The organism is Blautia sp. RTP21359st1_E11_RTP21359_211015 (assembly GCF_040910705.1).
Classification (GTDB): domain Bacteria; phylum Bacillota; class Clostridia; order Lachnospirales; family Lachnospiraceae; genus Blautia_A; species Blautia_A fusiformis.
On the sequence record NZ_JBDGAB010000039.1, the window covers coordinates 1 to 24,408 of the forward strand.

The following is a 24,408-nucleotide window of genomic DNA, read 5'->3' on the forward strand; positions in this document are numbered from 1 at the left end:
CCTGTTACATATTTTCTACAAATGTAGGAATAACTCTATTTTACCACGGTTCACGGAAATGGCAAGGGCTTTTGCACAATTTGCAAATGCCCTTGCCATTCCTGCAGCTACTGACCACTATCAGTCTATTTCTGTATAACTGCTGCCATTTTCATCACTCCATGTCCCGTCTCCATTGTCCGTAAATCCTGTACCATTTTCGTCCTGGAAATAATAATCACCATTTGTAGTTTCCGTAACCGTCACAGTATTACCGTTTGCATCCTGAAGGTCATGCTGTTCCAACGTATGTCCCAGATGATGAGTATCATCATTCAGAGCTGAGTAGGTATTTCCATTTTCGTCGGTATAAGTCTCATCCCCATTATCGGTATAGTTCATTCCATCATCTCCACGATATTCACAAGAATAATCTTTGTGAAGAATGTAATTAATCTCAATGGTATTTCCATCACTGTCAACTAATGTCATTGGTGAGGTAGAAAGGATATCGGAATCATCATTGCTGTCCGAGGATTTTGCAGAAGCATTTTCTTCTGTATCGGAGGAATCTGAATCTCCTCCTGACTTCTGACTGGCAGTATCTGTAGTTGCCTTATCAGAATCATCAGAAGAATCATCGGTCTGGTTTTCATTCTCCTGTCTGGTAAGTGAAGGATTTCCAGGATACGAAATATATTCTACAAATTTTCTGACGTCACTGATGTCATCTGCATCTTTTGCATATCCCACTGCCATATACAGGCTGTTTCCCTCTGAATAAATTGTCTGATAGCAGGCATCGTATGTGTCATTGCATTTGGCAATCCCTGTTTTGACATCCTCCAGTGAATATTTATAGATATTTACATAATCATTTCCGTTCGTATAGCTTGCATAGGTACCTTCCGTATCTGCTTTTTCCCATTCAGATCCAGCCGGCGGCTGTGTATAGAAATCGTTATTTCCTGCTGCCATAACCGTTGCAGCTGAAAAAATCCCAAGTGTTGCTACCGTCATAAGTGTCATAAATTTTGTCTTCATCGTGGATTCTCCTAGAATTTTATTTTCTACATCTGTAGAAGTTAATTGTATTCTACAACTGTAGAATACAATTGTCAATTCTTTTTTCTATATTTTTTTATCATCTCAGTTTAATTTCTATTTTTCCTTCCACTGGGCTATATAAATCCAGAGGATCTTCATCGCTTTCATAAACACGTCCTTCGCCTTCTCCAAATGATTTGCGGCATACTGGACATGATAGTCAGAACTAATATTTCTTTTTTCATTTTTCTGCAATCGTATTTCCATCAAAAGTGCCATTTTACGCCATTCTTGCAATAAAAAAAAGGTCCTCCCGGATAGACTATTATTGTTCCTGTCCATCCAGAAAGACCTGAAAATTAAAATGTTATATTTTTTAGAAATTATCCATTAAATTTCTGCAAACATTTAAATAAAATCATGGGTTTCGTTTTCTACAAACTCCCCATCTAAGAAAGCAAGATCATCCGTAGCTTCCTGTACTTCTGCTTCCTCGTCAGAATATTCTATCTGCCCACCTTTCTCTTCCTGCCTTTCACACCATATGACCAGACGTTTGGAGGCATCTGTTCCACAGGTGGAAAGCAGAAGCGTCGGGACTTCTTCCTGCGTTCCAAGTAAAAAAGCATCTCCATCTGCCGGTGTATACTCGCATTTTACGATCACAAAGATCCATACCCCTTCATCCGGAAGATACAGATAGAGGATATGGTGTTCTTTTAAAAATTCATCGTCAAGGAAATTTCGAAGTCCGCGAAACATGCTGCCATCTTTCATATTGTGTCCATAAATGATGTTCTTGTCATCAGAAAAATCGACACTGTTATCGGAATCCAGGAAAATGGCCCCTGCCACATGTTCTGCCTTTTTAAAAGTATGTGTCAGGTAATAGGAGTCATCGTTTCCCTGGACTACCGGGTAATCAATGCTGGTATCCGGGATCCGGATCCATGCAACGATATCCGGATTGATCTTTTTCAATGCCCTAAAATCAACCACGGTCTGTTTCCCATCGCTTCCGTCTGTTCCTTCTGTGTGGTCATCCTCATCTGTTTCCTTGACGTATGTACGCAGGTCTTCATATTCCTGCACACCTTCCCGGTACATAAAGTAAATGCCAAAACCGGTACATACGCAAAAGCTGAGTACCATCAGGCAGACTGCCACGATCATGATTTCTTTTATGTGTCTCATACAAACCTCCGATTATTCTTCCTGGAAAAAGGGCTGCCGGTAAATCGAGCAGCCCTGAACCGTATTCCTTAATTTCCTTTTTTCTTCTTATACCAGATCACGCCGCCAATGCCGCAGGCAGAAAGGACTGCCAGAAGGATCGGAAGCCAGATGTTGGTGCTGTCCCCTGTTTTCGGGCTGTTTCCTGTCGGTGTGCTGCCGGAAGGGGATTTGGTGTTTTTGATCTCTTTTACGATCTCGATCACCTTGGTTTTTCCGTCTTTGTATTCAAAGCGGATCTCTTCTTCTTTGCTGCTTAATTCATAACCATTTGGTGCTTTGGTCTCTACCAGGATATATTTCACGGTTTTCTCTACTTTTCCATTTTTATAAGTAGCAATCGGAATCTTGCCGCTTTTCGCTGTTCCGGTCTTATCCGTTACCAGTTTTTCTACGACTTTTCCGCTTTCCTTTTCACGCAGTTCAAATTCTGCTCCTGAAAGGGCTGACTTACTGGTGGAATCGGTCTTTTTGATGACCAGTTTTCCATACGGATGTGCGTCCTTCATTTTGACTTTCTGGACTTTTCCAGTATCTTTTACCGTAAATTTCACATCTTTCGCAATGAGGTATCCATCCGGGGCCTGCTCTTCACGAAGGGTATATTCGCCTACCGGAAGTTTTTCGACCATATGCGGTTTATCCGTGGACGTCCAGCTTTCAACTTTCTTTCCATCTTTATCCAGGATGATCAGTTTTGCTCCCGGTACCTCACTGGAATCCGTAATGTCTTTCTTGCTGATTTCCACTTTGGTCACATCATCAAGCATCTGGTGTTTCTGTACTTCTTTTGTGTTTTCGACGGTAAATTCAATACTTTCCGCAGTCACATAACCATCTGCCGGCTTTGTTTCTGTCATCTTGTATTTCTTTCCTACGATAAGGCCCTTGATGATATGTGCTTCCTCTTTGGATACCCATTCATCCACCGTATTTCCATCCTCATCTGTTACCTTTAAGGATGCTCCCGGAAGTTCTTTTTTGTCCGTCAGGTCTGCTTTGGAAAGTTCTACCGTAGTCTGTTCATCTTCAAAGGTGAACGCATACTCTGCAACACTGGTTCCACTGCCCTGGTACTCAAAAGTGAATTTCTGCGGTTCCTGGTCTGTCACATAGCCATCCGGGGCGGCAAGTTCCTTAATGTAGTACCTGCTATCAACCGGGAGATCTGCAACAAACTGGATCTTTCCCTCCTCATCTGTGGTCTTCAGTTCGATCAGGGTGTCTTTCGCAAGGAGTACTTTTCCTTTTGAAGATACGATGTCGTCTGCTGCATAGAGGCCAAAGATTGCCCCAGAAAGTACTTTGTCACTGTCCTTTTCTTTTTTCAGGACTTCCACCTGTACCCTCTGGCGCGCATTCTGCCAGTCGGCACTATAAGTAACCAGAGGTGTATCCTGGTCACGGTATGTAAGATCCACATATCTTGGTTCATTATCCAGAACGTAGCCATGTGAGGTCTCTTTTTCCACGATGTAATAGCGTCCAAGCGGGAGGTTATCCATCTGGGCGATGCCATTTCCATCTGTTGTAATGGAGCCGACCAGTTCATCTGCCGCATAATAATCTGCACTTACCCCGTCTGCTGCACGGATGGCTTCTGCCGCGTAAACATTGAAGGTTACATCAGTCAGGTTTCCAGTCACATAGTTGAACAGGTGCTCGATCATGCCTTTTGCATTGTCAAGAAGGGATACGCTGTCTAAGAATTCCCCTTTCTTGTTTACCAGAAGTCTTGCTACCGGGACTTCATCTTCCATTTTGACTTTCTGTACTTCTGCAGTATCAGAGATCGTAAACTCTACGTCTGTTGCACGTAAGTAGCCATATGGTGCAAGCTCTTCACGCAGAATGTAAGTTTTTCCAACCTGAAGTCGCTTGATCACATGTGGGGAATCCTTTACGGATGTCCAGGAATCGATCACGTTGCCGTCCTTATCCAGTACACTCATGGAAGCCCCGTCAAGTTCTGTTCCGGTCGTGATATCTGCTTTTGTTACTTCTACCGTTGTCGGCTGGTTTTTCTTCACGGATTTTAATTTGATCGTTTTTACGTCCTGGCCCTGGTATGTGGCATCAAATTCCAGGATCTCATCGGAAGATACATAACCCGCCGGCGCCTGCAGCTCTTTCACATAGTATCTGCCAAGCGGAAGATCTAGCGTAAACGCTGCCTTACCTTTTTCGTTGCTTGTGATTTCCTGAAGCAGTGTATCTGCTTTTACGACCACCTTGTCGCCGGAAGAAATTGCTTCTTTATTGTATAATCCAAAGGTTGCACCTTTTAAAGCCTTTCCGATCTCGGCATCCTGTTTTTCCACACTCAGCTCTACTTTCTGGCGTTCATTGGAAAATTCCAGTTTTTCTTCGATCTCCGGTGTGTTCTGATCCTTATAGATAAAGGATACTTCCTGACTGTCTGGATTTAAGACAAATCCGGCCGGTGCTTTTGTTTCTTTCACACGGTATTTTCCAAGCGGAAGGTCTTTGATAACAGCTTCCCCATTTTTATTAGTGGTTACTGTTTTTACCAGGGTATCCTTTGCATAGATCACGTGACGGTTTCCCTGCTCGTCCACCTGATGATCCGGTGTGAAAATATCTTCTGCTGCGTAGATTTCAAATTCTGCCCCTTCCAGGGAAGTTTCTTCGTATACAAAATCCTTTTTAAAGGATTTTAAGGTTTCACCAGATTTATGGATCACCAGTTTACCTTTGACCGGATGGTTTTCATAGGTCACGGTAATGATGGCATCCCCGCTGACAGAATCCATCTGATAAGCTGTATTCTTATCAACTTTGATCTCCACATACTGGGTATTCTGGGTGTAGCCATCAGGCGCTCTCACTTCCTCAATCCTGTAATTTCCGCATTTTAAGGATTCCGGAAGAATCAGGTAACCATTTTCGTCCGTAAAATAGGATTTATGGACAACCGTATTTGGATAGGTCGTTACCTGTTCCACGTACTTTTTCGCATCCAGGTCGTACACTTTGAATTCTGTATTGGCAAGGAGGACCGGCTGTTTGGTCTCATCATCCTGTTTCACGATCTTAAGCTTTGCTTTGAACTCATCGTCCAAAAGGACTCTCCATACCTGCGGTGTGCTGCTGTTCTCGGTTACGGTTACGATAAAATCATCTACCGGCATGAAATTATGCGGTGTTGTGGTCTCACGGACAATGTAGCGTCCATAAGGAATCGGGATGCTGCACGCATAGCCGCGTTCATCGGTAAACATTTCTGTTTTTCCATCTTCCGTAAGAACGATCGGGGTCGCATTTGTAAAGTCATAGCTTCCATCGTCCTTTACAGTCAGGCTGCTGATCAGATAAGCAGAGAATCCGGCACCTTTTAAAAGGTCCGCATCGGTCTTATCATTATCCGCTGCTTTAATCAACTGGAATGGCTGTTTGATCACGTCTTCTTTGGAAACGGTATTTCGTTTTACCGTCTCTACCTGGTCTCCTTCGTAGTTACAGTTTACATCATGCTCCTCTTCGTCCAGAAGATAACCTACTGGAGGCGTGATCTCCTTCAAATAATACTTTCCAAGATACAGATTGCTTACGCTTGCTTTTCCCTCTTTATCGGTCGTCAGGGTAGCTACCTGTTCGTCCTTTTTATAAAGGACTCCGCTCCTGCCATCCGGATGGTTAATGTCTTCCCTTGCATAGAGCCCGTAAATGGCTCCTTCAAATACGGCATCTCCCTGTGCGCTGTTTCCTGTCTCGCTGTCTTCTTTTACCAGGTCGATTGTTGCATTTACACGCTTATTTGTAAAGGTATGGCTAAAGTTTACCTTTTCTTCCTTATCATTGGTGAACTTAAAAGTGAAGGTGTAAGTATCCTCACTGTTTCTAAGGTAAAGTTCCGGTGCCTGGATCTCCCGGATGCTGTAGCTGTAATTGATCGGAAGTTCCGCTTTATAAGAAGCTTTTCCATCGGCTCCGGTCGTTGCTTTTTCGATCAGGGTTCCTTTGGGAACAACGGTCTTACCATCAACTTTGATATCTTCTGCTGCATACAGCCCGTAGATGCCTCCGGAGAGCGGATTTTTTGTCTCTTCGTCCTGCTTTTCCACACGGACTGCAGCCTTCTGGCGTTCATTTAAAAATGTTGCACTGACAGTCTGCACTTCTACGGTCTGGCCTGCATACACAAGCTCAACAGTCTTAGACTCTCCTTTGCATACATAATTATCCGGAGCTTTCGTCTCGGTTACTGTGTAGGTGCCAAGATAGAGATCCTTTAACGTAACGCTTCCGTCATCTCCGGTAACCAGATTATCCTTGACAAGTGCACCTTTTTTATAGATGAGGGTGCCATCTGCCGCCTTGATATCTGCACCTGCATAAACACTGTAAACGGCTCCTTTCAATTTCCGTTTTTCGTAGGCAAAGGTCACACCATCTTCCGTGACGGTCGCTCCAGTAAGCACTTCTCCTTCTTTATAAATGGTGAGTGCACCTTTTTGCTCTTTATCCGTTAAGTTCTTGGAAGCGGTCTGCCCCACGACCAGTTTTACCCCATAGGCTTTCGTATCCAGCACATATCCGGATGGGCCTGAGATCTCACGAAGGTAAACGGTATCCTGTGTTTTGGTGATCTTTACTTCGGATTCCCCTTTTGCATTTGTTGCCGGCATTTTTTTGATAAGTTTCGTGCAGGCTTCATCTGCATAGATGCCGTAAACGGCACCTGCAAGGAGCGCGTTGCTTCCCTTATCTTTTTTGATGATCTTGACCGTTGCTTCATCCGGCCAGTCTACCTCCAGGTTCAGCTCCAGTGTATCGGTATAATATCCAAAGCCGATATCCTGGCTGTTCGCCAGCTTTAAGAGCATGGCATGGAAATTAAGCGGATAGTTGGATGTGATCGCATATTTTCCTTTCAGGCTTCCAATATTCTGGGTGGTTGCTTCCAGATGGAATTTTTCACCGCCCTTTACGCTCACATTTCCGGTCCCGGTTTTTCCTGTCGTCTCATTTACAAGGGAGACCCCGTTTTCCAGATGGATCGTGATCACAAAAGCTGCGTTTGCCTTCCATGTGAAGGTCGGGCTCTGGTTTCCATTTGCAGAAGCACTGAGCCCAGGTGTCAGCTCCATGGTCGTTGGATCCGGCATCTTTGCAAGGGCTGCCTTGATCTCTTTTAACATGTTTTTGGCAGTTGTCGAAAGGGATCCTCCAAATCCGGATTCCCCGTCATATAAATAATCGACCAGATAATGCTGCATTGCACGGGTCTCGGAGGAACAGCCGTATTTTTCCATGATGGATTTGATATTATAGCCGTTGAATGTGCCGCCCCATCCGGGACCGCCATATCCGTAAAACATGGCCTTCCTTAAATAACGGTCATCGCCGCCCTCATCCAGTTCGACCATATTTTTATAAGTCGTTCCACTTGGCGGGGACTGTTTACTGTGCTGCATGCAGTATGCATAGACGGTATAAGTCTTTCCGCCTGCTTTGTAACGGATATACTTATAGGAATCATTTCCGCCCTGTCCCATAACAGAATCAAAAGGATGCAGTTTTCCATCTGAATAATAGTAATAGGTATTAGCTTCAATGTCTGTTGAATCATCCCACAAGTCTCCATCGGAAGCTGCCATGGTACTAATACCGCCCTCAGCCTGGTCATATACCACACTTAATGCAACATCATCTTCCGGCATCTCAAAGCTGAAGGAATTTGTTCCCTCATCGTAGCTTACTTCTGCATACAGAAGATCTTCGGTATTCTCTGTCTGGTTTGCTTCGACAAGACTTGTTCCCACTGCGATCAGGCTTCCCTGCGGGATATCACCGGAAAAGTTGACCGTCTCCCCCGTCTGGTAACGTCCGTCCTCGTGGTCCAGTTCAATATTGAATTCATTTCCCTGTACGATGTCAACCTGATGGCTTCCATCCTTTGGTTCCTCATCGGAAAATTCTTCTGCTTCCTCTTCTTCTGGCTCCTCCGTTTCTTCCGGCTCTTCCAGGGTTTCCGGGGCATCTTCCGGGCTTATGGTCGGGAGGACGGGGTCTGCCTCCGGTTCGTCATCGCCGCTTTCCTGTTCCTGACCGCCATTGGATCCGTCTGTTTCTGCTTCCCTTGGTGTCACCGTAATGTTTCTGGCAACCAGATAGGCTTCCCCGGATGCGGGTGTAACAAGATATACGCATTTATAGGTTCCCGCATGGTTATAATCAAATACAGTCCCGTCTTCCATTGCTGCTTTTTTCAGTTCCACATGGTCTCCTTCAGAGAGTTTCAGTCCTGTAAAATCATTCTGGATATCAAAGGCTTCCCCTTCGGTAACCATAAGCGCAAGTTCCGGATCAGCAACGGTTTCCTCGATCAGTTCTTCCTCGCTTTTCTCCGTCTGCGTTTCTGTCTGTGTTTCTGTCTGTACCTCGATCTGCGTCTCGCTCTGTGCGGAAACGCCTCCCACCTCAGCGGCGGATACTGCAGAAGCTCCCGTCTGCAAGAGCGTAGTGCAGCACAGAGCAAAAGCCATCGCACCCGCCATCCATCTTTTCTTCCAGTTTTTTTCCAAGTGCACGTTCTCCTTTCATGATCGCTTTTTTCCCTGCAGTTTTCTTTTGGTCCGTCTCTTATCTGCATCGCTTTCTCCTTTCTTCCGGCTTTTTCAGCCAGATAAAAAGGAAACTGAAAAAAATTCCAGTTTCCCTTTTATCTGACCAAACATTTTATGCCGTCTTCCTGTGTTCTTTTTCCTCTTTTTGAAGGATCCAGTCATCCACGCCTTTGTAGTGTTCCATCCAGGTACCGGATGCATCGGTATCCCAGGTGACTCTTTTGCAGGATACGTTCAGTTCCTCACAGATCTCATATAGTTTTATACAGCCTTTTCGGATCATGTCCCGCTTTCTGCGCTTTCTGGGGCATTCTCCATGATACAGATGAATTCCATGTTCACATTGCCGGCACGCACTTTTTTCATCGTGCTTACAGGACAATTCCATCATTTTATCCATGTCGTAACATTCGTAAACTCTTTTTAACCCCTGCTCTTTCAGTTTTCGCAAGACAGTTTCCAGTCCTTTATGATTGGAAACTCCAGGGACTCCAATATAAGGATTTCCTGTACACATCCATGCGATCTCTGCCTTTAAGATCCCTTCTGTTACGTAAACCGTGCCATCCTTTATTTTCCCAAACATTCCTGCCGGGCTGCCGCTTGATGTGCCTTTTTCTAAGCCGCTGCTGGTAAACCAGAGGTACTTCCGTTCTTTTAAAGGAACATCCAGCCGGATCTGGAATCCTATGATCCGTTCCTTCCCATCCCGGACCGGGCAAAGATACCCGTTATTCTTCCTATAAAAAGCAGCTTCCCAGTCACCATCCCGGTTGATGAAAAATCCAGGAACCCCATCCAGGCGAAATCCCTTTTTTAAGAGCTTTCTGGCAATGGCCACGGAATTCTCCTCATCCGTACTTAAAAAACCTCGTTCTTCCATCTGTCTGACCTCATTTAACGTCAGCCCACGTAGGAGAAGGTTCCTCCGGTGTGTTTCCTTAAGCTTAAGAAAAGTGAGCATTTCCTTATATACATTGTCCCGGTAATCCCATTCCTCTTCCGTAAGGGAAATGCGTTTCTTTTTAGAAACGATAGAAGCGAACCCATTTCGTGTCGTGGACTGCTGCCTTTTATCCGTTCCAGAAAAAGAAAGTGCCTGCTTTATCTCCCGGTAGGCTTCTTTATACCGGTTTCTCCCGTAAATGCCGGATAGTTCCGCATACAGTGTCAGCATGTTTCCGGATGCTCCGCAATGATAGCAATGGTAAACATTTTTCAGTTCTCCATTTTTGCGGATGCAAAAACTGCATTTTCCTCTTAAATCCCCGCAAAAAGGACATTCCACCGGAAATTCGTCCTGGTAAGAATCACTCAGTCTTCGGATTGACAAAAGATCTGCTACTTCTGCGATCGTAAACGATTCTCTGGCATACATGCCTTCCTCCTTTTCATAAAAGATGGCCCCGTTCCCGGAGCCACCTCGAACTGTTTCTCTGTTTTCAGGCTGCTTTTTGCATTTCCTTTTCATGATCCAAAAGGATCTTCGCAGCTTTCTGTATTTCCTGATTCTGGCCTTTGTAACGCTGTACCAGCCATTTGATCGTCTGGTAACCTCTGGCATCCTGCATCATTTCCCCAAGAGGGGTCCCGGCATAGACACCAAAATTACAGATAACCTTTTCTGCCCATTTCACTTCATCCTCTGCATCCTCTTCGTGAGCCATATCCTCCAACACTTCCTCTGCAGTCTCTTCTGGTGTTTCTTCCTCTTCTTCTGCATCAAAAGAAATCTCATCATCTTCATCAAATGGAACTTCATCCGTTTCTTCTACTGCACGGAAACCGTCTGCATCCGTCTCGGCAGTAATTTCCTCATCTACGGAGATTTCCTCGGTCTGAACCGGATCTTCCGCTTTTGTTTCTTCATCGGAAAATTTTTCCAGTCCGCTTTCACTTTCTTCCATTCCAAAAGTCATCTGTCCAGGAAGGTTTTCTTCTGTATCCGTCACTGCATATTCCACTTTTACAGGATCTTCTGATATGGCATTTCCATCACGCAGTTTTTTACGGTCCGTTTTCTTTTCCCTGACCGGTTCCGTTTGCTCCTGCTTTGCTGCGGTTTCTTTTCTTTCTGTCTTTTCCGGTTTTACGGAAGCTTCCTGCTTCGGCATTTCTTCTTTTTCCGTCCCACGCATGTCCGGATCGTCTATTCCAGATGCTTGCATGATGTTGAATTTATTTAAGAAATAATACTTCAGGCCATACGTCCATGCCGCACCTTTTGCTTTATCCGGTGCTTCATTGGTTCCAATGACATGCAAAAAGCTCCGTACCTTGTCTCCCGGACGGTCTGCATTGGTCCAGCACAGCTCCAGATCAGCCTCATATCTCCAGAGTGCTCCCATTTCCTTTAAAAACACGGAATTGCCCTGTTCGTCCATCTGTGTCGGCCTTTCACTTAAGATGTCAAAATCGACCCCGTATTTATTAAGGGCCGGTGTCAGGCATTCATAAATATCATCCAGTTTTACAAAATCATAAGTAACGTCCTCACTGTACCGTTTGCGGATCAGCTTCGGCACTTTCTTCCGGATCCTGATCATCTTCTGGTTCAGATTCATGTAATTGTATTTACCCATATTATTCGTTTCCTCCTGATTTTTTCATTTTTTATACTAAGCAGAACGCGGAAGGCTTACCTCCGGCCCTGTCCCAGTCTTTTTTAACATTTCTTCCATTTCCTCCCGGATACATCCGATACAGATCTTCTTTTTTGAAATCTCCGGAAGTTTTTCAAGCAGCCACTTCTGGGCGAAAAGCTCTGCTGCCCGCTGTGGGTTGCTTAAATATTCCAGAAACATCCAGTCAGAAAATTCCCACTTCATATCCGCAAAATGAAACTGCGGCTGATAGATCAGATCCTCCGGCCGCTTTCCTTTTTTAATAAAACGGTCTGCATTTAGCTGGATATAAACCCTGCTGATCTCCGGGATCATCTGTGCAGCTGCATACCCGCCTTTTAACAAAAGTTCATCCCATTGTTCCCGGATAAGTTTCTTTCCAATGCGGCTTATCTGTGTTTCCAGTTTCGGGATCAGATCTTCACGCACAGGAAAACCAAAATCATCCGGTATCCCGATCGGCTTCAGAAAAAGATCTTCTGCTTCATAAAGGGAATACTCCGGCATGTGGATCACGGCACACCAGTTCCGGTCTGTTTTTCTGTTTTCCTTTAAACAGTCAAAGAAAAAGAAACAGTTTCCATATCTTGCCTTTATAAACAGTTGTCCGGAAAATTCTTTTACTTCACAATCCGGCGATTTCAGCCATGCGATCAGTTTTTCTGCCTCCCTGCTCTCTTTTAACCAGTCCGGAAGTTTTCTATCCATCACATACCTCCGTAATTTAGATGTATGGCAGGGAATACCTGGAATACACCATCTTTGCCCGTTTTAAAAATGCAGAGCCTTTTTCTGCTTTTGCAAACCATTCCACGAAAAACCGTGTCAGGTTCTGCTGCAGTGTCCGGTGGGTATCAAGGGCATAATCCACAAATTCCCCATATCCGTCCATACTTCCTGCAAGCAGGTAGCAGGTAAACATTTTTGCCATCTGCTCTTCATCTGAAGGATTGATCTCCATTTCCTCTGCACCTTCATACACCAGGCGCACCCTTTCTGGCTGTTCCTTTACATGCAGGCACAGATCATCGGCCATCAGTTTCGATGCTTCGTTTCGAAGGTCGTAATATCTGACCTCTGAAAGACCTTTTAGCCAGGCAAAGCCAAGATACGTGTAATTGTCTTTTATTTCCTGCTGCTCTTTTGCCATGGACTCCATAAATTTTTTGTGTCCGGTGGGATGGCAGTTCAAGTATTCATCTACCAGCAGCCTTGCCACATCTTTTCCATTCGTAACCTTCATGTTTTCCTCCCATCAAAAAAAGACAGTCCATGCTGTCTCCATTCTTTTAAACCCTGTTAGTATTTTACAGTGCCAGGAATATCATATTCATGCCAGCGTTTTGACACACAGCCGGCAATTTTTTCTTCCAGAGCTAAAAGTCCTCTCTCATTCGTCTTTTCCTGCCTTGCAATGGTAATGGATTCACAGATCCCGCAGTAGATCTCGTATGCGCTGCATGGCTCATTCCCGGTAGTAGCCTTAAACTGCTCCACGGTTTCTGCAAGCAGTTTTTTTCCAAATCCCGCCTGCTTCATGATCCCTGCCATGGCATTTGCCGGATGCTCGATCCAGATATCACACAGCCGCATGACCCCTTTTAAGACTTCCCGGTAGTAATCAAAGATCGACTCTATGTTTTCCGTGAAATCTTCCATTCCTTTACAGTTTTTGTGCGTAACCTTCAGGGCATTGCCAAGGATCACATTTCTTGTCGGCTCCTGCAGGGAATAAAAAATATTCGCTCCGGACACACCAACGTCTGACGTAGTGATCCGTACAACTGCTTTTATGTCCTTATCGGTCTTTCTTCCATAATTCTGCATCAGTTCCTTATAAACATCTGTAAGTTTCGTATCTTCCAGCTGCCAGGACGCCGTAACAGAATAATGGTATGCATAGCCGTTTAAAAACGTTGCCTTCTCATAGTCCCCATGGATATATGCCGAGGTAACCATGTACATATCCGGCATGGATATGATGGCATAATCTTTTTCATCACCGGACAGGACTGCCCTTATTTTTCCTTCACAGAAACGGATTAGTGCTCTTCCTCTTGCAACCTTCAGGCATTTATTCAAGATCTCTGCCAGTGTTTTCTTATCGACATCTGCCAGGGCTTTGCCATCAATCCTGGCCCGTCCTTTCAACGATTTGATTGCTGAATTTCCTATATAACAGATCCTCTCGGGCAGGATAAGAACCAGCCTGGAATGAGATAAGGTATCTTTTTCCAGTGCTTCCAGGGAAATGCCCGGAACCTCTGTACAGGTTTCCTCTCCTGCAGCTGCCACCTTTAATTTCTTACTGGTGATCCGGATCCATTCTGCCCGGCTGTCTATCTCTTCCAGATACTCGCACAGTTCCTTTTCTGTCCGGAACTCCTTATAAAAGTCATCTTTATAATACATAATGTCCGCCTTTCCACGCTAGCTGAAAATCCGGACTTCAACAGCCTGTATCTTTCCATCTTCGATGCAAAATACATAGCCGTCTTCTGCCATCTCCATAAGCATTCCAATTTCCAGTGCATTTGCGTTTTCCCATTTAATTGTCTCCATAATCGACCCTCCTGATTTTACAATGTGTTTTCTTTTTTTGATGTTCTTAAGGTATTTCTTTTTGCAGTTTCCTTAACTGACAGTTTCATTCGTGCTCCTCCTTTCTGCTTTTTATGCAATAAAAAAAGACACAAAAAGAATCTTCTTTCCTTCTTGCATCTTCCTTATATTTTGCATATCCATTTTTTCTCATTAAGGGCAAGACCGCCCCAAAGTGTTTCTTCCGGAATGTCCGGAACTAAAGAATAACCACAGTCTTTTATAGACTGTTAAATTATTTTTCATTTAAAGACTACCACAACATTTTGTGGTTGTCAATTAATTTTAACTATATATTGTGTTATTGTGTGAGCTATCTTTATTATTCTGCTACATGTTGTGACAGGCGGCATGATACCGCCTGTCTTTTCATCCGTCTGCATAAGTGCATGTATCTGAGGGGAATAGGTAATCTGTACATGCACTATGAAAACGTCTTACTCAGCGTTTGGATCCGCCGGGGAAATATTTTTGGCAAGGCTTCGCCCGTTGGCATCCGTCCCTGCTTCAAAAAGGACCGGCTGGCCACCGCTTAATTTCCGGTATCCATCCATCTGGATCTCCGAAAAGTGGGCGAAATAATCAATCCCGTCTTCACCGATGATAAAGCCGTATCCTTTCTGTGCGCTGAACCATTTCACGGTTCCCTGTAGTGTTTCTGACATGTCCTTCTCTCCTTTGCTGTATTTCCCGCAATAGTCTTTTGCGGAAACAGGGCAGCATGGAATCGAACCATGCCTGGTGCTCCCCTCCCTGCTATAAAAGGAATCTCTTCCTCTTATATTTCTTCGTTTCCCAAAAAAGTCCCGTTATTGAGTGCTGCATCCACCCGGCGGATTCCTACCAGCTTCTTTTCATTTATGCCAAAATAAAACCGGTAACGTTTTCCCTCCAAAACTTTTACGTTTTTATCCAGCAAAAGTTCACTCTGCCGTCCGGCCGGATCACTTACCCGGATCTTCCGTAATCTTGCAAAGGGATTTTTCCCGTCTATCCCGGTTACCAGCCCTTCCACGATTTCATAGGTCTTTTTATCCGCGGTGCGGAAAATAAGATATGTTCTTATAAACCCGATAATCCCAAGCAGGAAAGACCAGAAAATAAAAGTTTTGTCTTTCATCCATGTTCCCATAAATGATCCGAAAAGCAGGATAAAAAGAGACAGGATGCCATATCGCTGGATCCTGTCCTTAAAAAAATCCGGTATATTCTGATAACGTGTTCCAAAATCTTCCAAGCATCTATACAGCCTGTGCCAATACGGATGTTCCGTTTGCTTCAAGGCAGTCCTCCCTTCTTATGTTGTCGATCACAAGCTGTTTCTTATAGTAAAGCTGCGCTACACGGCTTATAAATTCCCGTTGTATCTGTTCCTGGAGGGAATCTGCTAAATTGGGTTCCCTGCTTTTTGCCTCTTCTTTTAAACATTTCAGGTGGCAGGAAACATCCCCTTCTCTTTGAAGATAGGAAAGTAGCTGGTATTCCTCTTCTGTAAGCAGCGGTTTTTTAAAAGCCCTCAGTGAAAACTTCAGTCCTTTTCCCATGGAAAGGGCTTCCATAAAATGCTTCATGCGTTCTGTCCGTGAAAAGGCCATGGGAGCCATGACTGACCGGCTGATAATGCTGTATACAGCTTCCTCTCTGGTACATCCTTCTGTCAGCACAACCAGGCCCCGCTTTACCAGACGGTTCAGGCAAAACTGAAAATCCTCTTTGTCCGCCCATTCCTGTGCCTGCTTTTCTCCAAGGCTAAATACAAGAAGACGATGCATCTGGGAGTGGACCTTATCCTCTTCACAGAAAGACCAGGTGAGCGCAGCCCACAAAATAGTTTCCATTTCTGTAAGTACTTTTTCTTCCCCATCTACCCAGACACAAAACCTTCCATCTGCATCATCTTTTTTCATTCCGATTGCTGTATACCATCTCATGACATTTCCTCCTTGTCATTTTCACTCTTTCTAATCTCTGCTTCTGATCTGTTTTCTTTTATATAACTTGTTACCCATACATCATTTCCAGGAGTTTTGGAAGTACATACCCCAAAAGCATGCCTGCTGCCGTACAGATTCCGATATTCGGCCGCCGCAGTTTCCATACTTCCTGTGTTTTGGTCCCGATAATCCTTGTTCTTCCCGGTACGATCCACCTGAGTTTCCGATAAAACTCCATGAATCCCTGATTGTCAAAGCCAAAGGATCGTACACAGAAAACATCCCGTTCCTGTTCTTCTTCATCCAAAAGGAAAAAGCTTTTCTGTTCTTTCCCTTCTTTTCGGATCACGATATAAAATTCTGGAATTCCCCGTCTGGTTCCTTCTACGATCTTATCCATCTCATCGTAAAAGATCCTGCAGGACTCATATTTTCCGTTTTTTTCCGGCTGGCAGACTGCCAGGCTGTCCTCTTCAAGTGCCATATAACAGTTTTCTGCCTCCATGATCCTCCGACTGATTTTTATGGCCTGACGAAGAAGCAGGATTATCGCAAGCGCCAGTGCAGTACACAAATATACAAGATCCCAGCATCTTTTCTGGTATATGAAAAAGTATGCGCTGATTCCCTCTGCCACACTGCATATTGCTGTCATAATAAAATACTGTTCTTTAAGGTCCATCAGATGATATACATCATCTTCTGTCGCCTGTAGTCTCAAGGGCATCCATCCTTTCCGTCATGCCACGCTTATTTTATCCGGGGATTTCTTTTTTTCCTCTCGGCTTTTTATATAGTCTGTACATTCCCGGATGGTCTGTTCACACAGGTAATAAGAAAATTTCCCGATATGTGTGTCCTTTTCCCGGAGATTCAAACGGTTCTGAAGCCAGATATATGTGCTGTGTTTGGTCATATAACCATTTTTCCAGATTGCATCCAAAGCTCTGTGTGCTTCGATCCGCTTATTACGCAGATCGCTGTCAGCCATGGTTCCCATGGGACGCATACTTTTTTTGTGTGCCCCAATGTATGAATCACAGGAAGGATAGCCGCTGCATACATACAGGTATTTCTCCGGATCCAGGTTGTTATCTCCATAGACATAAGCTGCAGGCCTAAGTACCCCGGGTCTTTTGCAATATGGACAGTACAAGGTTTCCCGCATCTGTTTTTTCTTCTTTTTTGCCATCTGACGTCACTCCTTTCCATCTTTATCTCCGATGTTAAAGAAATCCCTTTTTCTGTGTCAACAGAATTCTTTGAAAATTATAAAAACATTTTCAGGAAGCTCTTTTGATAAGCCTTGTGATAATGCCTTCTGCCACTTCATAGTTGTCGTTGATGCGGGTCACCACAAATCCGATCTTATCTTTCTTTCCCGGAAGTGCGGACATATTGCAGGAATGTGCCACGGCATTGACTCCGATATCAAGGCGGATAAAATAGGTTCCCTTATAGACTTCCGTAATGATTCCTGTATATTTTCCCTGTTTATGGCATTTCCGGAGGTTATCTTTATTGATATTGGCTGTCGGACTCTTTGCATCCACTTCTATAATGATCTGGTCAACAGAGCTTGCTTCCACCTTATTGACCATGACCAGCACCAGATCGCCTACCTGGAATTTTTCTCCGGCATCTACCATCCACTCCCAGGCCATGTCCCTGGCCCGGACAGATACTTCTACACCAAAGACTTCCAGGCGGACTGCTTTGGGAGCTACCGCGATCACCCTTGCTTCTACGATCCTGCCTTCATAGAGCATTGGTTTTTCTGTATCTTCCCCAAGGTAAAAAGTCTGTCTCTTTTTAAGCATTGCATCTTTTCTGGATGCTACAACGCTCCGGCTCTTGTTATCCAGATCTTTGATGATGAAATCAATGTCACAGCCGAGCATGTTGTTAGCAATACGGACCTGACGGTTTAAGGTATCCGCGTTTTCACGCCCGTCTCCCTGAAGGTTGATCATCATTTCATTCATTGGGATAATGATCCGGAAACCATTAAAGTATGTAACAGCAACCATCCATCCACTCTCCAGTTTTTCAATGCCCCCGAGCTGGCCCGTCAGGATCTTTCTGGTACGATGTGCATTCAAAAGCTGATGCCATCTGGCTTCTTCCTGTTCCTCCATACTTTCAACCTGCGCGTCTACATCGATTGTCAAAACACCATCGTAGACTGCACGCGGAACATCTTTTTCCCCATTTCCCGCCAAAACTGTTTTTTTGGTATCCTCCATATACTTCCTCCTGTTCTTATTTATTTTTTGTCTTCTCTGCTCCATCCAGAAAACTCCTTTTCCTCCGGTACTCAGGAAAGACAAAAGAAGACACAAAAAAAGCAGCCCGTTTAAAGCTGCTTTCTTCATGCCTTCTTTTTACAGATACCATTCTATAATACATGGAATTCTATGTCAATATTACCTCGATTGCAATAGTGTCGCATATTGATTCCTTTTATGAAGCCTGTACGACAGAAGGATTTAGTAACACTAAGAACTGCCAGATTCCTGTGTCCTTATAGAAAATTCCATCTCATATGTAATTGTTTCATTATATAGTGTTTATTTCTTCCTCTTAATCGTCCCCAATAAGACAACCGACCTTCTTGTACATTTTTAAACTATAGATATTACGGAACAGTTGCAGTAGATATATATTTTTTCAAATAGCTGAAGGATAATACCTGATTATCTGTTATTTATATACATAATACATATTGAATTTTAGTAAAACTAGAGGATACATAAAAATGCCATTAACCAAAGAACAATTTCTTAAACAATTAAATTCTGATTGTTATTTCTCCACATACTCTTCTGCCATATGTACTGCCATAGCACCATCTGCCACTACTGTTACTATCTGACGAAGTAACTTTGTTCTGACATCTCCTACAGCATAAACACCCGGAATACTCGTTTCAGTGTTTTCACCTGCCACAATATATCCTTTATTATCCAGTTCTATCTGATTACCTAAAAAATCTGTTGTCGGTTTTCTTCCTATACTCACAAACAGGCCGTCACATTCTATAATGTTTTCTTCTCCTGTAACTGTATCTTTCAACCGCACACCAGTCAATCGTTCTCCATAAATCAGTTCATTTACTGTATTGTTCCATCGAAACTCTATATTTTCAGTTTTCATCAGCTGGTCATGGTAGATTTTCGTTGCACGTAATGTATCTCTTCGATGAACAATGATGACTTTCTTAGCAATTCGACTTAAAAGAACAGCATCTGATACAGCAGAATTTCCACCACCAACAACCACCACGATCTTATCTTTATAAAACATACCATCACAGGAGGCACAATAAGCAACCCCATGACCTATCAATTCTTTTTCTTTAGCAAGGCCAAGTTCTCTTGGATTTGCTCCAGTAGCAATCACTACTGTTTTCCCAATATAAATTCCCGAACTAGTTTCTACTCTCTTAAGCTTTCCTGTTAAATCCATATTATAAACTTCAGCATATTCACTTTTAGCGTCAAATTTTTCCGCCTGTTTTTGCATTTTCTCTGCCAATGAAAATCCGTCAATTCCATTTTCAAAACCAGGATAGTTATCAATCTGCCAGGTCAATGACATCTGACCACCTGCAGATAATTTTTCTATAACAATTGTATCAAGTCCTGCTCTGGCTGCGTATAATGCTGAAGTATACCCTCCAGGTCCTCCCCCTACGATAATCATATCGTAAACATGATTTTCATTCATACAGCAGTCCTCCTTTTATTTTTCCAATGCTTCATTAATAAAATTCTCTATCATTATTTTTGATTCAGGTGCAACAATAGAATCTATTGCCTTTCCATTTCGATATAAAACCAGCGTAGGAATCACCTCAATCTTTTCAGCTTCTGCAATCTGCGGTTCTTCATCAATATTTACTTTTCCAGCAACAAGAATATCGCTGTATTCTTCACTTATTTTTTCATAAGCTGCTCCAATTCTACGGCAATAACCACACCACGGTGCCCAGAAATCAACCAAAACCGGTTTTTCCTTATGAATTAATTGTCCAAACTTTTCTTTATTTATATTTATAGATGTCATATTTTTCAACTCCTTCTCCTATTTGAACTTAATATACCCCAAATAAGTGCTTGCTTCCGTGATGATATCACAGAAAAGTTGATTTACTTTATTACGCTTTTTTACTTCTATTTACAGCATATGTCAGTTATATAATTGACTCTTCTCAATAAATTAAGTATACTCTCATCTTTGACAGTTACAAAAAGATGGGAGTATTATACGTTCAATTCATTATTTTCGGCAAGTAAGAAATAATCAATATGAGAATCACATAACACAAAAGGATGTACTGCGGTAACTTCTACATTACCTTGGCACATCCTTTCGTACTATTATTTTTTGCTATTCTTCTTAATGGCAGCTGTGGCTTCCACATCCATGCTCACCACATGTATGTCCTTCCCCGTGGTTGTGCTCATGGTGAGAACATTTCACATCCGGATTATACTCAAGTGTTTCATTGATAAAAGCTTCTACTGCTTCATCTGCATCTCCGGAAACTCCTCCGAAAAGCTTGATGCCTGCTGCCGCTAACGCTGTCTGTGCGCCGCCTCCGATTCCGCCACAAATCAAAACATCTGCATTCAATGCATTAAGAACTCCTGCCAATGCGCCATGTCCGCTTCCATTCGTATCTACTATTTCTGAATGTACTACTTTTCCTTCCTCTACATCGTAAATCTTAAATGTCTCTGTGTGTCCAAAGTGCTGGAAAATCTGTCCATTTTCATATGTTACTGCTATTCTCATAATACCTTCTCCTTTTTCTGCTGCATATTTTTTGTAAATTTCCTGTTTGTAACATCCTCCAAAGCTGCAGTTGCCGCTCTGACCGTCACAGATTCTGAAATCCCCGCCCTCAATTCTGAGCGGATGTCCGTCAATAAGTGCATCTGCTATTTTCTTCCGGGCAATCTCGTAAATCCGCTGGACCGTCGTTCTTGCGATCTGCATAGATACTGCACACTGCTCCTGACTATAACCTTTCTTGTCCAAAAGACGGATTGTCTCGTACTCATCTACCGTCAGAACAATGGGTGTTTTTTTCTCCGTATCATCTGCCGGAAGAAATTCTAAAACATTGGGGAAATGGCAGACTTTTCTGCATTTTACTGGTCTCGGCATAAACTGCTCCTTTCTCGCTTTTCTTATATAATAGCCCTATAAAAGGCATATGTCAATAACGTTTTTGACATATGCCTTTTATGAATCACCTTATAGTATTACTTCTTTTCATTATTTTTTAATTTACAGATACCCTGCGTCATTGTTCCCATTGGACAAAATGTACACCAGGTTCGTGGCTTATATAACACCATTACAATCAACCCTAACAACAAAGATGTAAGCATCAAACTATAAAATCCAAAACTAAACTGTGCCACCCAATCAGCTACTGTTCCGGCAGTGTATGTCCATCCCCACGGAACACGGAAGGTCCAGAATAATTTGATGGCTTCACGTAAGGATGATGCTCCGGCACCAACTAAATATGTCTGAAATACCATATTCCCAAACATTGTAAGGAAAAATATCAAAAAGCCGTATCGGAACCATTTTGAACTCATCCATCGCGGGGTTGGTTTATTTCTTGAGCATTTTAAATCTCCACCAAGCTTACTAAAAAGCTGGCCACGTCCACACAAATGATTACAGAAAAATTTATTTCCACCGAATATTGCTATTCCTAACGGCAACAGGAAATCAATCATCCCAAACCAGGCGAACAAAATATTAAAAAAACCGAGTGTAAAATAAAGGATCGCCCATATCCATAAATAATCATACCAATGTTTCTTTTTCTTCACATCGCTGTCCTCTCTTTCATTTCAATACAACCTGCCGGACAGGACTTTGCACATTTTCCACATCCTACACACACTGTTTCTTCTATCACAGCATAACATCCATGGTAAACTTTGGCCGCTGCCAGCGGACAAGTATTTTCACATACTCCGCAGGCAACACATCTTTTTTTATCGACACTTGCCACTCTTTTTGCCAATGCTTTGTTCCCCTTTCAAATTTTGTATCTCTATTGTACCTGAAAAAGGTAAATCCTTCTGTGACATTATTACATAAGAATTTACCTTGAACGCTAATCATTACAATGACATATTTTTATTATACATTACCTTTATATTTATATATGATGTTTAGAATCTCCTCAGTTGTTCGAATAATTTCTTTTTGTTTTTCTTTCATTGTTATAGATTTGCTTTCTTCTTCAGCTAACGAAGAGTAAAGGTGAATGGTATTAGCATGATTCCATATCTCATCGCAAATTTTCTCGATTTCATCAGAACTCCGAAATGCCTGGTCTGTTTGCATTTGCAAGTGTTCTCGTTGCTCTTCCAGATGATTCATCCGTTCTTGTAACTGATCCCTTTCTTTCTGCAATCGATCATGTTGTGCTTGCAGTTGATCTATTTGTATTTTAATTTCACTCATCTTTTCTTTCTGTCTCCGCATAAGCATCATCAAATATACAACTACAAATACAAATAATAGTATTATGTACAGCATAAACTTCTCCTCACGACACATATATTTCGACGGTTTTCCGCAAATCAACTATTGATAATGGCATAGAAAGAACAGTTAGTTTTCCTGAATTCTTTTTAATCTCAACAGCATCAGGATTGCCTGTGATTAAAATTACAGGTGTTGTCCTGTCCGCACGCCATGGCTGATTCGGTTGGCTCGTCATATCTTCGGTAACAATCCAAAGATCCGGCTTATGTCTGCCTAATTTTGTTTTAGCACTTTCCGGTGTATAAAACAGCATGATCTGATCTGAAATAAACTGCAATGTTTCTTTTAATCCTTTTGCATAACGTTCACTGCCACAGACTAGTGCAATAATAGAAGCAGCTTTCTTTTTTTGTGTTACCTGAACAAAATCCAAAACTGGTGTATTATAGAGACTAAAGTCTTTTTCCAAATGAACTTTATCATAATAACTCTTTGCTGCCTTGCACATCCTCAGACAAAACTGTTCTATGTCTATATGAACATCGTTTCCGTTCTCCTGTATGTTCATACTGTCCAACTGACAAACTGACATTCCACAGTTTAGTCCAAGATGAAAGCGTATATTATTTTCATCATTCAAAAATCCTTTATTTTGATGAAGATATTCACATCGAAGCTGCCAACAGCGTTCTCCGCAAATATATGGCTTTTCACCAGATTGAGATAGTTTAAAGTAGTCCCCTGCATATTCATCAAACCAGCGAATATACTGGGTTCCCACATCACGGGTCGGATTCTTTTGCCGATCCAGCATAACCCGGCCATCTCGATAATGTTTAACAATTTCCGGGAAAGCAATACCTCCACAAATATCTGGCAAAGTCAATGCCAATGCCAGTGCAGACTGCCATCGTCCATCTACAATATTCAGTTCTACTTCTTCAATTCGGTCCAAAAATGTAAAACTGACATCTCCCTGCATTATTTATCCCTCCCTCATATTTACAACCGTCATGTACTATAGTCAGTATATTTTTATTTATGGCATATGTCAATTATTTAATTGACGCATCTTAAAAAAGCAAGTATACTATGTTCGTAAAGGAGATGACTGCTATGAGCTTCGAAAATTATTTTCCACTATGGAATGACTTAAATACAGCACAGAAAAAACTAATTTCAGACAATTTAATCACACGGGATGTAAAAAAAGGAACGATCATTCACAATGGAAACCTGGACTGTACTGGATTATTACTGGTTAAATCCGGGCAGCTTCGAACTTACATACTTTCAGATGAAGGACGGGAGATTACACTTTACCGTCTGTTCGATATGGATATGTGTCTTTTATCCGCCTCATGTATCATGCGGTCTATTCAATTTGAAGTAACCATTGAAGCAGAAAAAGATACGGATCTTTGGATCATCCCTGCTGAAATCTATAAGGGCATCATGAAAGAATCTGCTCCTGTCGCAAACTATACCAATGAGTTAATGGCTACCCGTTTTTCTGATGTCATGTGGCTGATTGAACAGATTATGTGGAAGAGTTTGGATAAGCGTGTTGCTTCATTTCTTTTAGAAGAAACATCCATTGAAGGAACAAATGAACTGAAAATCACTCACGAAACTATCGCAAACCATCTTGGTTCCCACAGGGAAGTTATCACTCGAATGCTTCGATACTTTCAAGGCGAAGGACTCGTCAGACTCTCTCGCGGCAAAATAGCAATCCTTGATTCGAAAAGACTGGAAACACTACAAAGATCATAAAACGTTTTTTTCTCTAAAGAATCCTCCATTTATCAGAATTATGAAAGTCATTCTAATAAATGGGGGATCTTTTTATACTACAATCAAACTATAAAAATA

General features: G+C 42.6%; 24 protein-coding genes. 1 reads left to right on the forward strand and 23 read right to left on the reverse strand.

Annotated elements, in window-relative coordinates; all coding sequences use genetic code 11:
• Positions 1–120: 120 nt before the first annotated feature.
• From AB5026_RS13040 to AB5026_RS13150, 23 genes are all read right to left on the reverse strand, one after another.
• Positions 121–1,023 (reverse strand): hypothetical protein, encoded by a 903-nt coding sequence (locus AB5026_RS13040; protein ID WP_015542765.1) that lies wholly within the window; start codon positions 1,021–1,023, stop codon positions 121–123.
• A 117-nt stretch (positions 1,024–1,140) separates the two neighbouring features.
• Positions 1,141–1,305, reverse strand: a complete 165-nt coding sequence (locus AB5026_RS13045; RefSeq protein ID WP_173903310.1) for a hypothetical protein — start codon at positions 1,303–1,305, stop codon at positions 1,141–1,143.
• A gap of 129 nt (positions 1,306–1,434) precedes the next feature.
• Positions 1,435–2,220 (reverse strand): class B sortase, encoded by a 786-nt coding sequence (gene srtB / locus AB5026_RS13050; RefSeq protein WP_368213455.1) that lies wholly within the window; start codon positions 2,218–2,220, stop codon positions 1,435–1,437.
• Between the two features lie 68 nt (positions 2,221–2,288).
• A complete protein-coding gene (locus AB5026_RS13055; RefSeq protein ID WP_368213456.1) occupies positions 2,289–8,807 on the reverse strand; it encodes a SpaA isopeptide-forming pilin-related protein in 6,519 nt (2,172 codons plus the stop codon).
• A 154-nt stretch (positions 8,808–8,961) separates the two neighbouring features.
• Positions 8,962–10,227: a hypothetical protein gene (locus AB5026_RS13060; RefSeq protein ID WP_368213457.1), complete on the reverse strand. Its 1,266-nt coding sequence runs from the start codon at positions 10,225–10,227 to the stop codon at positions 8,962–8,964.
• 64 nt (positions 10,228–10,291) lie between these two features.
• Positions 10,292–11,431, reverse strand: a complete 1,140-nt coding sequence (locus tag AB5026_RS13065; protein WP_215638645.1) for an ERF family protein — start codon at positions 11,429–11,431, stop codon at positions 10,292–10,294.
• Positions 11,432–11,467: 36 nt separating this feature from the next.
• A complete protein-coding gene (locus AB5026_RS13070) occupies positions 11,468–12,181 on the reverse strand; it encodes a hypothetical protein (RefSeq protein ID WP_110103107.1) in 714 nt (237 codons plus the stop codon).
• A 16-nt stretch (positions 12,182–12,197) separates the two neighbouring features.
• Positions 12,198–12,716 carry a hypothetical protein gene (locus AB5026_RS13075; RefSeq protein WP_015525057.1) on the reverse strand — a complete coding sequence of 173 codons (519 nt, stop codon included), beginning with the start codon at positions 12,714–12,716 and terminating at the stop codon, positions 12,198–12,200.
• A gap of 56 nt (positions 12,717–12,772) precedes the next feature.
• Entirely contained in the window at positions 12,773–13,885 is a 1,113-nt protein-coding gene (locus tag AB5026_RS13080) for a hypothetical protein (protein ID WP_368213458.1), read from the reverse strand.
• Positions 13,886–13,903: 18 nt separating this feature from the next.
• The gene (locus AB5026_RS13085) at positions 13,904–14,035 is read right to left on the reverse strand and encodes a hypothetical protein (protein ID WP_005423021.1); all 132 of its coding nucleotides are present in this window, start codon (positions 14,033–14,035) and stop codon (positions 13,904–13,906) included.
• 476 nt (positions 14,036–14,511) lie between these two features.
• The gene (locus AB5026_RS13090) at positions 14,512–14,739 is read right to left on the reverse strand and encodes a cold-shock protein (RefSeq protein WP_173903349.1); all 228 of its coding nucleotides are present in this window, start codon (positions 14,737–14,739) and stop codon (positions 14,512–14,514) included.
• Between the two features lie 113 nt (positions 14,740–14,852).
• A complete protein-coding gene (locus AB5026_RS13095; RefSeq protein ID WP_118050886.1) occupies positions 14,853–15,356 on the reverse strand; it encodes a hypothetical protein in 504 nt (167 codons plus the stop codon).
• Entirely contained in the window at positions 15,316–16,005 is a 690-nt protein-coding gene (locus tag AB5026_RS13100; RefSeq protein ID WP_118037301.1) for a hypothetical protein, read from the reverse strand. The genes AB5026_RS13095 and AB5026_RS13100 overlap by 41 nt, the downstream gene beginning before the upstream one ends.
• Before the next feature lie 70 nt (positions 16,006–16,075).
• The gene (locus AB5026_RS13105; protein WP_173899946.1) at positions 16,076–16,729 is read right to left on the reverse strand and encodes a hypothetical protein; all 654 of its coding nucleotides are present in this window, start codon (positions 16,727–16,729) and stop codon (positions 16,076–16,078) included.
• Positions 16,730–16,747: 18 nt separating this feature from the next.
• A complete protein-coding gene (locus AB5026_RS13110) occupies positions 16,748–17,200 on the reverse strand; it encodes a zinc-finger-containing protein (RefSeq protein WP_118235520.1) in 453 nt (150 codons plus the stop codon).
• Positions 17,201–17,291: 91 nt separating this feature from the next.
• Complete coding sequence (locus tag AB5026_RS13115; RefSeq protein ID WP_110925766.1) at positions 17,292–18,254, reverse strand: S1 RNA-binding domain-containing protein; 963 nt, start codon at positions 18,252–18,254, stop codon at positions 17,292–17,294.
• 559 nt (positions 18,255–18,813) lie between these two features.
• Positions 18,814–19,737 (reverse strand): thioredoxin-disulfide reductase, encoded by a 924-nt coding sequence (trxB, locus tag AB5026_RS13120; RefSeq protein ID WP_368213460.1) that lies wholly within the window; start codon positions 19,735–19,737, stop codon positions 18,814–18,816.
• 15 nt (positions 19,738–19,752) lie between these two features.
• Positions 19,753–20,076, reverse strand: coding sequence for a co-chaperone YbbN (locus AB5026_RS13125; protein WP_015524989.1), 324 nt, complete (start codon positions 20,074–20,076; stop codon positions 19,753–19,755).
• 333 nt (positions 20,077–20,409) lie between these two features.
• Positions 20,410–21,183, reverse strand: coding sequence for a NifB/NifX family molybdenum-iron cluster-binding protein (locus AB5026_RS13130; RefSeq protein ID WP_015524988.1), 774 nt, complete (start codon positions 21,181–21,183; stop codon positions 20,410–20,412).
• A 98-nt stretch (positions 21,184–21,281) separates the two neighbouring features.
• Positions 21,282–21,866, reverse strand: a complete 585-nt coding sequence (locus tag AB5026_RS13135) for a 4Fe-4S binding protein (protein WP_092072183.1) — start codon at positions 21,864–21,866, stop codon at positions 21,282–21,284.
• Entirely contained in the window at positions 21,863–22,063 is a 201-nt protein-coding gene (locus tag AB5026_RS13140) for a 4Fe-4S binding protein (protein ID WP_092072186.1), read from the reverse strand. The genes AB5026_RS13135 and AB5026_RS13140 overlap by 4 nt, the downstream gene beginning before the upstream one ends.
• Positions 22,064–22,182: 119 nt before the next feature.
• Positions 22,183–22,509, reverse strand: coding sequence for a hypothetical protein (locus tag AB5026_RS13145; protein WP_226844668.1), 327 nt, complete (start codon positions 22,507–22,509; stop codon positions 22,183–22,185).
• A gap of 85 nt (positions 22,510–22,594) precedes the next feature.
• The gene (locus AB5026_RS13150; protein WP_015524986.1) at positions 22,595–23,515 is read right to left on the reverse strand and encodes a hypothetical protein; all 921 of its coding nucleotides are present in this window, start codon (positions 23,513–23,515) and stop codon (positions 22,595–22,597) included.
• 134 nt (positions 23,516–23,649) lie between these two features.
• Here AB5026_RS13150 and AB5026_RS13155 point away from each other — a divergent pair, with 134 nt between their 5' ends.
• Positions 23,650–24,309 carry a Crp/Fnr family transcriptional regulator gene (locus tag AB5026_RS13155; protein WP_226844672.1) on the forward strand — a complete coding sequence of 220 codons (660 nt, stop codon included), beginning with the start codon at positions 23,650–23,652 and terminating at the stop codon, positions 24,307–24,309.
• The last annotated feature ends 99 nt before the right edge of the window (positions 24,310–24,408 follow it).